The sequence below is a fragment of the Thalassospira sp. CA1 genome (assembly GCF_059052855.1).
The window spans coordinates 477,082-491,835 of the sequence record NZ_JBZCIA010000002.1 but is presented as its reverse complement, the minus strand read 5'-3'; the positions used below and the strand labels follow the sequence as shown (position 1 = coordinate 491,835).

At 53.7% G+C, this 14,754-nt stretch carries 15 protein-coding genes; 11 read left to right on the top strand and 4 right to left on the bottom strand.

Annotated elements, in window-relative coordinates; genetic code table 11:
- Positions 1 to 18: 18 nt before the first annotated feature.
- The 3 genes from AC5Q5A_RS06410 to AC5Q5A_RS06400 form a co-directional block, all read right to left on the bottom strand.
- Positions 19 to 1,212, bottom strand: coding sequence for an MFS transporter (locus tag AC5Q5A_RS06410; protein ID WP_493894722.1), 1,194 nt, complete (start codon positions 1,210 to 1,212; stop codon positions 19 to 21).
- Positions 1,213 to 1,246: 34 nt separating this feature from the next.
- A complete protein-coding gene (locus AC5Q5A_RS06405; protein ID WP_493894721.1) occupies positions 1,247 to 2,008 on the bottom strand; it encodes a DeoR/GlpR family DNA-binding transcription regulator in 762 nt (253 codons plus the stop codon).
- A gap of 132 nt (positions 2,009 to 2,140) precedes the next feature.
- Positions 2,141 to 3,427 carry an O-acetylhomoserine aminocarboxypropyltransferase/cysteine synthase family protein gene (locus tag AC5Q5A_RS06400; protein WP_493894720.1) on the bottom strand — a complete coding sequence of 429 codons (1,287 nt, stop codon included), beginning with the start codon at positions 3,425 to 3,427 and terminating at the stop codon, positions 2,141 to 2,143.
- Positions 3,428 to 3,654: 227 nt separating this feature from the next.
- Between AC5Q5A_RS06400 and AC5Q5A_RS06395 the strand changes: the two genes are divergently transcribed.
- The 10 genes from AC5Q5A_RS06395 to AC5Q5A_RS06350 all read left to right on the top strand — a co-directional run bounded on the left by AC5Q5A_RS06395 (position 3,655) and on the right by AC5Q5A_RS06350 (position 13,246).
- The gene (locus AC5Q5A_RS06395; RefSeq protein ID WP_417836625.1) at positions 3,655 to 4,794 is read left to right on the top strand and encodes an acyl-CoA dehydrogenase family protein; all 1,140 of its coding nucleotides are present in this window, start codon (positions 3,655 to 3,657) and stop codon (positions 4,792 to 4,794) included.
- 3 nt (positions 4,795 to 4,797) lie between these two features.
- Positions 4,798 to 5,889, top strand: coding sequence for an enoyl-CoA hydratase/isomerase family protein (locus AC5Q5A_RS06390; protein WP_493894719.1), 1,092 nt, complete (start codon positions 4,798 to 4,800; stop codon positions 5,887 to 5,889).
- A gap of 83 nt (positions 5,890 to 5,972) precedes the next feature.
- Positions 5,973 to 6,863: a 3-hydroxyisobutyrate dehydrogenase gene (gene mmsB / locus AC5Q5A_RS06385; RefSeq protein WP_063089452.1), complete on the top strand. Its 891-nt coding sequence runs from the start codon at positions 5,973 to 5,975 to the stop codon at positions 6,861 to 6,863.
- Positions 6,864 to 6,986: 123 nt separating this feature from the next.
- The gene (locus AC5Q5A_RS06380) at positions 6,987 to 7,178 is read left to right on the top strand and encodes a DUF6898 family protein (protein WP_008891119.1); all 192 of its coding nucleotides are present in this window, start codon (positions 6,987 to 6,989) and stop codon (positions 7,176 to 7,178) included.
- 352 nt (positions 7,179 to 7,530) lie between these two features.
- Entirely contained in the window at positions 7,531 to 8,454 is a 924-nt protein-coding gene (locus AC5Q5A_RS06375; RefSeq protein ID WP_008891118.1) for an ABC transporter permease subunit, read from the top strand.
- On the top strand, positions 8,454 to 9,974 hold the full coding sequence (livM, locus tag AC5Q5A_RS06370) for a high-affinity branched-chain amino acid ABC transporter permease LivM (protein WP_493894718.1): 1,521 nt from the start codon (positions 8,454 to 8,456) through the stop codon (positions 9,972 to 9,974). The genes AC5Q5A_RS06375 and livM overlap by 1 nt, the downstream gene beginning before the upstream one ends.
- Positions 9,971 to 10,825 carry an ABC transporter ATP-binding protein gene (locus AC5Q5A_RS06365; RefSeq protein ID WP_063089455.1) on the top strand — a complete coding sequence of 285 codons (855 nt, stop codon included), beginning with the start codon at positions 9,971 to 9,973 and terminating at the stop codon, positions 10,823 to 10,825. The genes livM and AC5Q5A_RS06365 overlap by 4 nt, the downstream gene beginning before the upstream one ends.
- Before the next feature lie 20 nt (positions 10,826 to 10,845).
- Positions 10,846 to 11,556, top strand: a complete 711-nt coding sequence (locus AC5Q5A_RS06360; protein ID WP_008891115.1) for an ABC transporter ATP-binding protein — start codon at positions 10,846 to 10,848, stop codon at positions 11,554 to 11,556.
- 11 nt (positions 11,557 to 11,567) lie between these two features.
- Positions 11,568 to 11,924 (top strand): DUF6867 family protein, encoded by a 357-nt coding sequence (locus AC5Q5A_RS06355; protein ID WP_008891114.1) that lies wholly within the window; start codon positions 11,568 to 11,570, stop codon positions 11,922 to 11,924.
- A 206-nt stretch (positions 11,925 to 12,130) separates the two neighbouring features.
- Entirely contained in the window at positions 12,131 to 13,246 is a 1,116-nt protein-coding gene (locus AC5Q5A_RS06350; RefSeq protein WP_008891113.1) for a branched-chain amino acid ABC transporter substrate-binding protein, read from the top strand.
- A gap of 122 nt (positions 13,247 to 13,368) precedes the next feature.
- Here AC5Q5A_RS06350 and AC5Q5A_RS06345 read toward each other — a convergent pair whose 3' ends face one another.
- Complete coding sequence (locus AC5Q5A_RS06345; protein ID WP_008891112.1) at positions 13,369 to 13,788, bottom strand: Ros/MucR family transcriptional regulator; 420 nt, start codon at positions 13,786 to 13,788, stop codon at positions 13,369 to 13,371.
- Positions 13,789 to 14,252: 464 nt separating this feature from the next.
- Between AC5Q5A_RS06345 and rpiB the strand changes: the two genes are divergently transcribed.
- Positions 14,253 to 14,696, top strand: a complete 444-nt coding sequence (rpiB, locus tag AC5Q5A_RS06340) for a ribose 5-phosphate isomerase B (protein ID WP_008891111.1) — start codon at positions 14,253 to 14,255, stop codon at positions 14,694 to 14,696.
- The last annotated feature ends 58 nt before the right edge of the window (positions 14,697 to 14,754 follow it).

Sequence of the window (14,754 nt, the reverse complement as noted above, 5' to 3'; positions counted from 1 at the left end):
GACAGATTGCGCCGTTGATCAACCATTGGCCGCAATTTGCAAACGCCTGCGCATGGTTAACAGGTAAACCGGGATAATCATGGCAAGGAATGCGGATGTCAGGGCAAAGGCCGTGACCAGTCCGAGGGCTTCACCAATGGCACCGATCACCGGTGGCCCGGCCATGATGGCGGAATAGCCGGTTGCGGCAATGATCGATACAACTGCACCGCCACCTTTGCCCGTTGTCTGGGATGCCGCAGAAAGCAACAGCGGCAGAATGACCGCAAGCCCCATGCCGGCAATCCCGCAGCCGATCCAGGCGATGACGATATTGGGAGACAGGGTCAAAACAAGGGTACCAAGGGATGCCAGTACCGAACTTGTCAGCAATACCGGCACGCGGCCATACCGGGTGACAAGTGCATCACCGGAAAGGCGGGTGGCGGCCATGGCAAAGGAATAGATGGCAAAGCCGACGGCGGCCAATGTCGGGCCGGATGACAGTTCGGAATTCATAAACACCGTCGCCCAGTCGGTCAGGACACCTTCACCGAACTGGCCAATAAAGGCGCAGATCCCGAATGGCAACAGCATCAGGAACAGATTGCGATCCTTGGTCTTTGCAACCGTGGTTTGGCTGGCATCCTTTGGGCCAGACAGATGTTCCGATGCCGCTTGATCCGACAGAAGGCCCGCTTGTGCGATGATGTGCGCGATCAGGAAAAGAGAAAGCACGATTGGCAGATGGAATTCATTGCCAACGGGCAGGGCGAACCAGGCGGCGGCAATCCCCGCGCCGACAAAACCGCCAAGACTCCAGAAACCATGTAATCCCGACATGATGCTGCGACCCTTGACGCGTTCGACCTGCAGGCCATTGGCATTCATTGCGACATCCAGAAAGGCACCGGAAAAGCCAAGCGCGAACATCGCGATCGAAATGCTGAGATAATCGGGCATGAAGGCAGGCACGCCAACCGCGATGAAATAAAACAGCCCCGAATAACGCACCACGCGTTCGCTGCCAAATCGGTCTGCCAGTCTTCCGGCGACCGGCATCACGGCAAGCACACCGATGGCCGCCGCCAGCAAAATGCCGCCAAGTTCGTCATGGCCAAGGCCAAGACGTTCCTGCACCAGCGGGATATGCGGCACCCAACTTGAAAATGCGGCACCATGCAAAAAGAAGATGGCGCGCACCCGGTTATGGGCAGTGGCATGGGTTTGCATTTAACGAGTTTCTCCGCAAGGCGAGGGAAGGCAATCAGGCCTGAATGACGTTCAAACCACGCCGGGTGTAATTAGCAAGATAGCCGTTTGAAAGTTTGCGCCCGGTGACCAGATGGGAAATCGCATCAATGTCGCAGACCCGGTGTGGCAAACTGGTTTCAAGTTTATCGGCGGTGGTGATGGCAATGACTTCGGCAGATTGGGCGATCATGGCTGCCTTGGTGGCGCGTTCTTCGGTGCTGCTGGTCGACAGGCCTGCCTCGGGGTGAAGCGCGCAGGTGCCAAGGAGTGCGATATCGGCATTAAAGTTTCTGAGTTGATCAAGGGTCGTCGGGCCGCACACCACCATATCTGTTTTGCGAAGCGTACCGCCCAACATGATGACTTCGGCATTCGGATGACTGGCGAGTTCGACCGCGATCATCGGATTGACTGTAATCACCGTGCCGCGAAAGGATGGTTTGAGGTTGCGTGCAACTTCACACACGGTGGTGCCACTATCGAAAAACGCCACGCAATCATCGGGGATCAGTTCGCGTGCGGCCTTTTGGGCAATCGCGGTGCGTTCGGGTTGCAGTTCCTGCGCACGTTCCGCGTAACTTTCCTGTGCCGAATTGGGCAGGACCGCACCACCGTGAATGCGGCGCAAATAACCCTCTTCCTCCATCTGGCGCAGATCACGGCGGATGGTATCAAGGGATGCGTGAAACAGGGCGGCCAGATCGTGGATATGAACCGTGCCCTGGCTGCGCAGAAGTTTCTGGATTTCGTCCTGACGGCTTGAAACGCTCGACATCGATATGCCTGTTTTGCATGTTGTGCATGTATTGCCGATATTGGTTAGCCCGGACATGCAAAAGCGTCAATAGAAAAACCGGCCAGACGAGGGTCTGACCGGTTTTGCAGCAAAGCAGCATTCGGTGGTTTATCAGGCTTTATCAAGCGCCTGGGTCAAATCCGCCAGAATGTCATCAATATGTTCGATGCCAATCGACAGGCGGACATAGCCATCGGTCACACCCGATGAAAGGCGATCTTCCTCTGAGAGCTGGCTGTGAGTCGTGGTGGCCGGGTGAATTGCAAGCGAGCGCGTGTCACCGATATTGGCCACGTGGTAGAGCAGCTCCAGCGAGTTGATGAATTTTTCGCCGGCATCTTTGCCGCCAGCCAGTTCAAAGCCCATCAAAGAGCCCAAGCCGCCCTGAAGGTACTTGTCCGCACGACGGCGGGCTTCGCCATCCTGTTTGCTGGGATGGATGACTTTGGTGACCTTCGGGTGGGATGCCAGGAAGTCGGCAACCTTGAGCGCGTTTTCGCAATGGCGTTCCATCCGAAGCGGCAAGGTTTCCATACCCTGAATGGTCTGGAAGGAATTGAACGGCGAAGCTGCAGCACCAATATCTCGCAGCAACGTGCAGCGCAGTTTGATCGCATATGCCACTGGTCCAATGGGCTTAACGGCCTCGGTCCAGACGGCCCCGTGATAGCTTGGATCCGGTTCGTTCAGAAGCGGGAAGCGTTTCGCATGCTTTTCCCAATCAAACTTGCCCGAATCAACCACGATGCCGCCAACAGACGTGCCGTGACCGGCAATGAATTTGGTGGTCGAGTACATCACGATGCTGGCACCGTGGTCGATCGGTTTGCAGATTACCGGGGCGGCGGTGTTATCCACGATCAACGGAATGCCGAGGTCATCGCCGATATCGGCAACTTCGCGGATGGGGAAGACCTGCAGTTTCGGGTTGGGCAGGGTTTCGGCATAGAACGCACGGGTCTTGTCATCGGCAAGGCGACGGAAGTTTTCCGGATCGGCCGGATCGGCAAAGCGGACTTCGATGCCCATCTGTTTGAAGGTGTTGGCAAACAGGTTCCAGGTGCCACCATAAAGGTCGGTTGAGCTGACAATGTTGTCACCCGCCTGCGCGATGTTCAGCACCGCAAAGGTCGAGGCTGCCTGGCCCGATGCCAGTGCAACCGCCGCAGCACCGCCATCAAGGGCAGCGACGCGCTGTTCAAGTACATCATTGGTCGGGTTCATCAGGCGGGTATAGATGTTGCCCAGTTCCTTAAGCGCAAACAGGTCTGCGGCATGCTGGGTGTCGCGGAACTGATAACTGGTGGTTTGATAGAGCGGGACGGCGACAGAACCGGTTGTCGGTTCGGCACGGTAGCCTGCATGAAGGACAATTGTTTCCGGCTTGGTCGAAGACATGATGACTGTTTCCCTGATTTATTGCGATTCCTGAGGCGAGGAGGGTATGCGCAGCGGCCCTGTATTCGCAAGGAAGATTTGGCGAAATGCCAGAGCAACATGCACGCCATAGGCGTTCAGGAGGAGAATTGTGATAATTCGGTACGATTATACCGAATGAATTGACAAGCAGCAGATTTCACGTTTACGTAAAGGGAAAATAGAAAATCAAAAGAGGCGGCGATCCAATGGAATTCAACCTGTCTGAAGATCAGCAGGCATTTGCCCAAGCTGCGCGGGATTTCGCGCAGAATGAAATGGCGCCATATGCAGGCGACTGGGATGCCAATCACACATTTCCCGAAGAAACCCTGCGCAAGGCAGCCGAGCTTGGGTTTGCCGCGATCTACACCGGTGAGGAACATGGTGGCACAGGGCTTGGACGCCTTGATGCTGCGGTCATTTTTGAAGAGCTTGCGGCAGCTTGCCCGTCAACCGCGGCCTATATTTCGATCCATAATATGGCCTGCTGGATGATTGATACGTTTGGCAATGATGCGCAACGTGCGAAATATCTGCCGAAACTCGTCACCATGGAACATTTCGCAAGTTATTGCCTGACCGAGCCGGGGGCAGGATCGGATGCTGGGTCGCTTCGCACCCGGGCCGAGCGCGATGGCGATCATTATATCCTGAATGGCGAGAAGGCGTTTATTTCCGGCGGTTCGCGCAGTGATATCTATGTCGTCATGGCGCGCACGGGCGATGACAGCCCGAAAGGCATTTCGACCTTTATCGTGCCAAAGGATGCCGAGGGGCTATCATTTGGCAAGCTTGAAGAAAAAATGGGCTGGAACAGTCAGCCGACCGCCGCCGTTATCTTTAGTAATTGCAAGGTGCCGGTCGAAAACCGTCTGGGCGAAGAGGGCGAAGGTTTCAAATTCGCCATGAAGGGCCTTGATGGCGGGCGGTTAAATATCGCGGCCTGTTCGATCGGTGGTGCGCGTGCGGCAATGGAACATGCCCGCGAACACATGAAAGTCCGCAAGCAGTTTGGCAAAAGCCTTGATCAGTTTCAGGCGTTGCAGTTCAAATTTGCTGATATGGTGACTGAACTCGAAGCCGCCCGGCTGATGCTGCATAAAGGGGCATGGAAGCTGGATCACAAGACCGATGATGCCACGCAGTTCTGTGCGATGGCCAAACGGTTTGCCACCGATGTCGGCTTTAATGTCTGTAACGAAGCGCTGCAGCTTCATGGCGGATATGGTTATATTCGCGAATACCCTATCGAGCGGCTTTTGCGTGACTTGCGCGTGCACCAGATCCTTGAAGGTACCAATGAAATCATGCGCCTGATCATCGCGCGTGCAGCCCTGAAAGACTAGGTTATGAGCACAGCTTCAAATTCGCCGACTGAGACCGCAGACGCACCGGTTCTGTTTTCCCAAGATGGGCCGGTTGGCCGTATCCTGTTGAACCGTCCCAAGGCGCTAAACGCGCTTGATCTGGTGATGGTCGATATGATGATGGCGCAGCTGAAATCCTGGGAACAGGATCCTTCGGTGAAGGTCGTCATCATTGAAGGGATGGGTGAAAAGGCATTTTGCGCGGGTGGTGATATCCGCGGCCTTTATGATGCCCGCAAGGTTGATGACGAAGAGATGCTTGATGCGTTCTATCGTCGGGAATATCACCTGAACCACTATATCGCGACCTATCCAAAGCCATATATCGCACTGATGGACGGGATCACTATGGGCGGTGGTGTCGGGGTTTCAATCCATGGCCGATTCCGGGTCGTGACCGAACGCACGTTGTTTGCCATGCCTGAAACGGGCATTGGATTTTTCCCGGATGTCGGCGGGGGCTATTTCCTGCCGCGGTGTCCTGGCAAAATCGGGATGTATCTTGGTTTGACCGGAGCGCGGATCAAGGCCGCAGATTGCCTTTATGCCGGACTTGCAACCCATGGGGCGGAAAGCGCGAAACTGGATGCCATCAAGAATGCACTGGCAAGTGCGGCGTGGGACGGTGATGGCTTTGCCGTTGCCGAGGATATCCTCAATAAGCATGAAACGCCGTTCGGTTCAGCGCCGCTTTCAGAAATTCGCAGCGAGATCGATCATTGCTTTGCTGGCGACAGTGTCGCGGCGATCTTTGAAGCCTTGCGGACTGCGGCCAGTGCATTCGGCACAGAGACCCTTGAGACGTTGCTGGGCAAATCGCCGACATCCCTTTGCGTCAGTTTCGAGCAAATCCGTCAGGGTAGTGATATGTCGCTGGCAGAGGTCCTGAACATGGAATATCGCCTGTCGCAGCGCATGGTGTGCAAGCCGGACCTGTTTGAAGGTGTGAGGGCGGTGATTGTTGATAAGGATCATGCGCCGAAATGGCAGCATGGCGATATCGGTCAGGTCGATCCACGCGAAGTGGCGGAATATTTCGAAAAACTGCCAAAAGACAAAGAGCTTAATCTTTAGACTATTGGGTAGGGAACATCACCCTGCCAGATCACCATAAATCAGAACAAAACACCCAGATAGGGTGTCAGAGGAGACTTCAAATGGCGAATATCGGTTTTATCGGTCTGGGCAATATGGGCGGCCCGATGGCGGCCAACCTTGTGAAGGCCGGACATGCGGTCAAGGTCTTTGATCTGTCGGCAGATGCGGTGGCAAAGGCCGTGGAGGCCGGTGCCTCAAAGGCGGCATCGGTTGGCGCAGCGGCCAGCGACGTCGAATTTGTTGTTACGGTGTTGCCCGCGGGCAAGCATGTGCTGGGCGTTTATGATGGACCGGACGGTGTCATTGCGCATGCCAAGCCGGGCACGGTTCTGATCGACAGTTCGACAATTGATGTGGACTCGGCCCGCAAGGCAGCCGAACTGGCCCGTGCGGCTGGTCTTGGTGTTGTTGATGCCCCGATCTCTGGCGGGACGGCCGGTGCGGCGGCGGGTACGTTGACATTCATGGTTGGTGGATCTGAGGCGGACTTTGCCAGTGCACAACCCATTTTGGCGGGTATGGGCAGTAATATCATTCATGCCGGTGACAGCGGTGCCGGGCAGGCGGCAAAGATCTGCAACAACATGGTGCTTGGTGTCAGCATGATTGCAGTGTCCGAGGCCTTTATGCTGGCAAAGCGCCTTGGCCTGGATGCCCAGAAACTGTTTGAGGTGTCTTCAAAGGCATCAGGTCAGTGCTGGGCTTTGACAAGTTATTGCCCGGTCCCGGGGCCGGTTCCTACGTCCCCGGCCAACCGTGATTATCAGCCGGGCTTTGCAGTGGATATGATGCTGAAAGATTTGAAGCTTGCCCAGCAGGCATCAGCGGCATCTGGTGCAACAACCCCGATGGGGGCGTTGGCCGAAAGCCTGTATGCGCTCTATTCGAATGGCGGCAACGGTGGCATGGACTTTTCGGCCATCGTTAAAATGCTGGATGGCGAGAAATAGAAGTATCCAGAAGCAGTAGCAAACGAGCGGGTCCGGATTTCCGGGCCCGTTTTGTTATATGTTGCGTTGTCTGAAAATGGGAGCACAATAGACAAGTCCATTTTTGATAACAGCAGCGCATCAATGACCTCACGCTATAACACCTCGAACGAGATTTATTTTGAGCTTCGGCAAGTCGGCACCTATCTGCGGTGTACGGCCATTGACGGCAAAACAGGCGTGGAAGTGACTGTTGCCGGACCTGTCAGCCGGAATCCGGAACAACTGAAGCGCGTTGCTGCACAAAAACTTGAATACGTTCTCAAAAAGGGATAATTTATACAATATAAAGCGTAGGTGACTTTCGAAGTCAGTGTTTTATGCCAATTTCAAATCCTGTTTTGGTGATTTTCACTAAAATGTCAAAGCGGCTTGCAGGGTTTGAAATCGTGTGTCTAATGTCCTCGCTCTAATCGCGCTCTTTATGTAATGGTCGCAAAAAGAATGACCGGCATAAGGGGTTAAAACCGGGGGTTACCCGATAACAATAAGACGGAGGCTTTGCGGGTTTGCCAGGGGGCTATGGGGAGACAGTGTCTCATCCAATCATTACATCTGTGTGTGAATTGATACCTTCTGCTGATCTGGCGAAGTCCTTGTATGTCTGTGCCAAATCTAAGGTTGTGCAATGGATTGGGCTTATTTCCTACAACAATTGATCAATGGTCTGACGCTGGGGGCCATTTATGGTCTGATCGCCATCGGTTACACGATGGTTTATGGCATTATTGGCATGATCAACTTTGCGCACGGTGAGATCTATATGATCGGTGCGTTCCATTCCCTGATTACCTTCCTGATCTGTCAGGCTGCCGGTATCAGCGGAATTCTACCTCTTACCCTTCTTTTGATGCTGTTCGTTTCAATGGTTCTGACCTCTGTCTATGGTTGGGGCGTGGAACGGGTTGCATATCGGCCGCTGCGCGGCTCATTCCGTCTGGCAGCTTTGATTTCTGCCATCGGCATGTCCATTTTCCTGCAGAACTTCGTTCAGATTTCGCAGGGTGCGCGCGTGAAACCGATGCAGCCGCTTGTTGAGGGCGGCATTACCCTGATGGAAAGCGCGAATTTCGACGTTCAGCTCAGCTATATGCAGATCGTGATTATCGTTCTGACATTCGTGCTGATGGTTGTCTTCTCGCTGCTGATTGCCAAAACGTCCCTGGGCCGCGCACAGCGTGCCTGTGAGCAGGACCGTACGATGGCAGGTCTTCTGGGTGTTAACGTTGACCGCACCATCTCGACCACGTTTGTCATGGGGGCTGCCCTGGCATCGGTCGCGGGGATGATGGTGACGTTGTATTACGGCGTGATTGACTTCTATATCGGCTTCCTTGCCGGTGTTAAGGCCTTCACCGCAGCCGTTCTTGGCGGTATCGGATCTTTGCCGGGCGCAATGCTTGGCGGTCTTCTGATCGGCCTGATCGAGGCTTTCTGGTCGGGTTATCTCACGATTGAATACAAGGATGTCGCAACGTTTGGCATTCTGGTTCTTGTGCTGATCTTCCGTCCGTGGGGTCTGCTCGGCAAGCCGGAGGTGGAGAAAGTCTGATGTCTTCTGCATTTGCTTCTTCTCGTACCAATGGCTCGGAAGTGGTCAAGGAACTTGCGTTCTTTGCCGTGATCGCGCTGTTGATGTCGGTCATGCTCCTTGGTGTCGAGACGGTTGACCGTCCGACCGGTCTGGAACTGGCCGTGCGTTGGGATCTTGTCTTGATTGCAATCGGTGCAACAGTGATCGGGCGTCTTGGCTTGATTTTCCGCCGCGAGAACATTTCACGTCTCGGCCAGGCCGTTCTGATTACGCTTTCTGCCGTTGCCGTTTTTGAAATGTTCGTACGTTTCCGCGAACTTGACGACCGCTGGGTTTCGCCGGTGGCTCTTGATATGGCGTTTGGCAGTGTGGTCAGCACCATCGTTGGTATCGCGTTTGTGGCGATCATTTTTGCCACTGCCTATTTCACGATGAAAGACAAGACCGCGGCGGATGTCGATGAAAGCGCCAAACTGTCGTCCAAAATCCAGTTGGCGTATCGTTCGAACACCAAGAAAATCGGTCTGATCGGGATTATCTTCTTTATCATTTTCCCGTTCATCTTTGGCGAAGACCGTTCCGCAATCGACCTTGCGACCCTTGTGATGATTTACATCATGCTGGGGTGGGGGCTGAATATCGTGGTTGGTCTGGCAGGTCTTCTGGATCTGGGCTATGTGGCGTTCTATGCGGTCGGGGCGTACTCCTATGCATTGCTGTCACAGAACTTCGATCTGAGCTTCTGGCTGTGCCTGCCGTTGGCCGGTATCTTTGCCGCAAGCTTCGGGATTATCCTTGGCTTCCCGGTTCTGCGTCTGCGCGGTGACTATCTTGCGATCGTGACCCTTGGTTTCGGTGAGATTATCCGCGTTGTTCTGATCAACTGGTATGACCTTACCGGTGGTCCGGACGGGATTTCGTCGATTGAACGTCCGAGCTTCTTTGGTATGGCCGATTTTTCGCGGCGTGTTCCGGACGGGGCGATTGGCTTTAACGAGCTGTTCGGCATGGAATACTCGTCCATGCATCGCCTGATCTTCCTGTACTACCTGATCCTTGTGCTGGCACTGGTGACGAACTTCGTGACCCTGCGTCTGCGCAAACTGCCGATCGGGCGTGCCTGGGAAGCGCTTCGCGAGGATGAAATTGCCTGCCGTTCGCTTGGCATCAACCCGACCAACACCAAGCTGTCGGCATTTGCCATCGGCGCGATGTTTGGTGGTTTTGCCGGTGCGTTCTTTGCAACCCGTCAGGGCTTCATCAGCCCGGAAAGCTTCACCTTCCTGGAATCGGCTGTGATTCTTGCGATCGTGGTTCTGGGCGGCATGGGCAGCCAGATCGGCGTTGTGTTGGCAGCAATTGTGATGATCGGTTTCCCGGAAATGTTCCGTGAATTGGCCGAATATCGCATGCTGATCTTCGGGGCAGGTATTGTTGCCATCATGCTCTGGCGTCCGCGCGGTCTGTTGTCCTTCCGTGATCCGACCATTCTGCTCAATATGAGCCAGAAAGAAAAAGTTGCCGGAGAAATCAAATGACCGACAACAAACTGCTTGAAGTCGAACATCTGACCATGCGTTTCGGCGGACTGGTCGCGATTGATGATCTTTCTTTCAATGCCAACAAGCGTGAAATTACAGCGATCATCGGCCCGAACGGGGCAGGGAAAACCACTGTGTTTAACTGCCTGACCGGGTTCTATGTTCCGACCGAGGGTCGTCTGACCCTTCATGCCGACGATGGCCCGCGGTTGCTGGAACGGACCGAAGGGTTCCGCATTCCACGCAACAAAGGTGTTGCCCGCACGTTCCAGAACATCCGCCTGTTTACCGGGATGACGGTTCTGGAAAACCTGATCGTTGCCCAGCATAACCGGTTGATGGAGGCCTCTGCGTTCTCTCTTGCCGGTTTGTTCAACCTTGGCAAATATGCCAAGGCGGAAAAGGAAGCGGTCGAAAAGGCGGAGTTCTGGTTGGAGAAGGTTGGTCTGTACGCACAGGCTGACTGGAATGCCGGTAACCTGCCATATGGTTCCCAGCGTCGCCTGGAAATCGCACGTGCCATGTGCACAGACCCGTCACTGCTTTGTCTGGACGAACCGGCTGCGGGCCTTAACCCGCGTGAGTCGGCGGAACTGAACGTTCTGTTGCAGAGCATCCGTGATGATCAGGGCGTTGGCTGCCTTCTGATCGAGCATGATATGAGCGTTGTCATGCAGATTTCCGACCATGTGATCGTTCTTGATTACGGTAAAAAGATTGCTGATGGCAATCCAGAGGCCGTCAAGAATGATCCGGCTGTTATCCGCGCCTATCTTGGCGAAGAAGAGGATGACGAGCTTCCGCCGGAAGTTGCTGCCGACCTTCATCTTGATCCGAAAGCGCAGTGAGGGAGTCCATCGATATGTCCATGCTTAAAATCGAAGGTGTTCATACCTTCTATGGCAATATCGAAGCCCTCAAGGGCATTGATATGGAAGTCAATGAAGGTGAAATCGTCACCCTGATCGGTGCCAACGGTGCCGGCAAAACCACGTTGCTTATGACCTGCTGCGGTTCGCCGCAGGCCAGCAAGGGACGCATTCTGTTCGAAGGCCAGGATATCAGTCGCATGCCAATGCATGAGATCTGCCAGCTTGGTATTCAGCAGTCGCCGGAAGGGCGTCGTATTTTCCCGCGCATGTCGGTTTATGAAAACCTTCAGATGGGCGCAATCACCCAGGATCCGAAATATTTCAATTCGGATATCGAAATGGTGTTTGATCTGTTCCCGCGTCTGAAGGAACGCATCAACCAGCGTGCCGGTACGATGTCTGGTGGTGAACAGCAGATGTTGGCGATTGGCCGTGCCCTGATGGGCCGTCCGCGTCTTCTTCTGCTTGATGAGCCGTCACTTGGTCTGGCGCCACTGATCGTGAAGCAGATTTTCGAAACGGTTGAGAAGATCAACCGCGAGAAAAAGATGACGGTCTTCCTCGTTGAGCAGAACGCATTCCATGCGCTCAAACTGGCTCATCGTGGATATGTGATGGTCAATGGCAATATCACGCTCTCGGGGACGGGTGCGGAACTTCTGGCAAACCCGGAAGTCCGCGCAGCCTACCTCGAGGGTGGCCACTAGGGAGTTCTGAGATGGAAGCGATTACGGGTACCAGCATTGGTGTCACAATCGGAATGACCATCATCCTGATGGGGTTCTGCGGTTTTATGACCGGTCAGGCCATCGCAAACACCTGGCGTCCTGCCTGGCAGCTTGTGCCTTATGCACTGCTGCTTGGTTGCGTTGACCGCTTCATGGTTTTTGCCCTGTTTGAAGGTGAGCTTCTTTCACTTTCCGGCTACATTTTTGATACGGTAATCCTGTTTGCAATCACCTTCGCGGCGTTCCGCCTGACGCAGGTGAACAAGATGCTGTCGCAATATCCGTGGCTGTATGAACGGGTTGGTCCGTTTGCGTATCGCGCCCGCGAAGGTGCTGATGTTCGCTGATATTTGCGGGGACGTAACGCGTCCCCGCATGGTTGCCCGATAACGGGCAACCATCTGGTTTGTACTTATGCGCCCCGAATACGGAGCGCTATGGTGCGAGGGAACTGAAACCGGTAATCGGCGATAAACACGGGCCGGTTTCAGATCCAAAAAGATGATTCTGTCATGGTGATGGAATCAACCTTTGGAACAGGGAGACTTCTCTTATGTCGAAAACCAAGCTCGGCCTTCTTGCCACTGCTTCCGCGCTTGTTCTTTCAATGGGTGTAGCAAAAGCTGACATCGTTGTCGCGACCGTTGGTCCGATGACCGGTCCGTATGCTGCATTTGGCGAACAGATGACCCAGGGTGCAGAGAAAGCAGTTGCTGACATCAACGCAGCTGGTGGCGTGAACGGCGAAATGCTCGTTCTCGAAATCGGCGATGACGCTTGCGATCCGAAACAGGCTGTTGCTGTTGCCAACCAGTTGGTTAGCAAAGACGTTGCACTTGTTGCTGGTCACTTCTGCTCTGGTTCCTCGATCCCGGCTTCGGAAGTTTACTTCGAAGAGGGCATCATCCAGATTTCCCCGGCTTCGACCAACCCGCAGCTGACCGAACGTGACATGGACAACGTGTTCCGTGTTTGCGGTCGTGACGATCAGCAGGGTGAAGTTGCTGGTAAATACCTAGCTGCAAACTATGGCGACAAGAAAATCGCCATCGTTCACGATAAACAGGCTTATTCCAAAGGTCTGGCTGACGAAACCAAGAAAAACCTCAATGCGAACGGCGTAACCGAAGCCCTTTACGAAGCAATCACCCCGGCTGAGAAAGACTACTCGGCTCTGGTGACCAAGCTGAAATCCGAAGGCATCGAAGTTCTGTATTATGGTGGTTACCACACCGAACTCGGTCTGATCGTTCGTCAGATGCGCGCACAGGGCATGGACACCATGGTCATGTCTGGTGACGCGATCAACACCCTTGAATATTGGGCAATTACCGGTGATTCCGGCGAAGGCACCATCTTCACCGCATCGCCTGCAATCGAAACCGATCCGCGTAACGCCGACCTCGTCAAATACTTCGACGAAATCGGTTACAAGCCGGAAGGTTACACCCTGTTCACCTATGGTGCGATCCAGGCTTGGGCACAGGCTGCCAACAAAGCTGGTTCGACCGACTTCGAGCCGGTTGTAGATGCCCTGCATTCCGAGAAATTCGACACCGTTCTTGGCGAAATCTCGTTTGACGCCAAAGGCGACGTCGATGCTCCTGGTTACTGGATCTACACCTGGAAAGACGGTCAGTACACCGACGGTGCTATCCAGAATCCTTAATCAATTGCAAACGGTCAGTCCGGCCTAGAGCTGGACTGACCCGACTTTTGCAGTCGGATACGAAAAACGCCGCCCTGGATGAGGGCGGCGTTTTTTCTTTCGGTATTTGACTGGGGAAGGCGTTATTTCGCCTTGCGACCCAAACCGATTTTCTTGGCAAACTGCGAACGCTGCTTGGCGTAATTCGGTGCGACCATCGGGTAATCTGCCGGCAGGCCCCATTTCGCACGGTATTCTTCCGGGGTGAGATTATAGGTCGTGCGCAGGTGACGTTTCAGCATTTTCAGCTTTTTGCCGTCTTCGAGGCAGACAATATAATCATCGCCAATAGATTTTTTGATCGGAACAGCCGGTTTCAACGGTTCCTGTTCCGGTTCTTTTTCAACACCGTGTATATCATCAAGAGAAGCAAAGACAGTCGAAATCAGTTCCGGAATCTGTGCCGCGGCAAGCGCATTGTTGCTGACATAGGCAGATACAATGTCGACGGTCATCTGTAAAAGTTCGTCGCGATCAAGCACGCTGTTCTCGGTTTCAGCCATAATTGAAGTAATCCTTCATTTGATAAATCACATTAAACTTAATGCACTATTCAATCGGTATAGTCAAACCACAGAAAAACACAAGGTTATTTGTTTAATAGACCATATTTTGGTTTATAGGGATGTTATATTAAAGTTTATGCTTTGGTGGCGATGATTAAACCCTCTTAAATTTCAGATCGTACAGGAAATACAACCAAACAGATTGCGCAATAATACTGTTTATATGGTTGGATCGTACTTTACGGCCATGGCGGCATTCTGATACCTGCATGGACCTTGTTGACGGCGTTAAAGCTGACATATGTGTTCAATATACGGAGCGTTTGAACCATAACGGTTTTACTGCGTCAGTTCTGTTTGGAAAACTTGCTGTTTTGCATGAGCTGCGCGTTGGCAGTCCCGACGCTATATGCTACAAGGCGCTCAAATTTTAACTTTTGCTTTTGAATAAAGGCACGCCTATGACCGTCAAAACCCTTGCGATTGCCTCCGACCACGGTGGTGTGGAACTGAAATCAACCATTGCTGAAACCTTGAAAAAGCGCGGGATTGAAGTGCTTGATCTGGGCACAGATGGTTCGGCTTCGGTTGATTACCCCGATTATGCGCAGGCAGTGGCCAAGGCCCTTATCGATGGCAAGGCCGAGGCGGGTATTCTCGTCTGTGGATCTGGCATCGGTATGAGCATGGCAGCCAACCGCTATCCGCAAATCCGCGCAGCGCTGGTTCATGACCGTCTTTCCACGGAGCTTTGCCGTCAACATAACAACGCAAATGTTCTGTGCCTTGGTGCCCGCCTGATTGGTGAAGCCACGGCACTTGATTGCGTTGATACCTTCTTGTCGACCGAATTCGAAGGCGGTCGTCATGAAGGTCGCGTCGCAAAAATGTCCTGCTCCGTCTGATTTTCTCGCCATCTGGCATCAACCGGAACGGGCAGGCGGCCCCCAAGGGTCGCTCCCC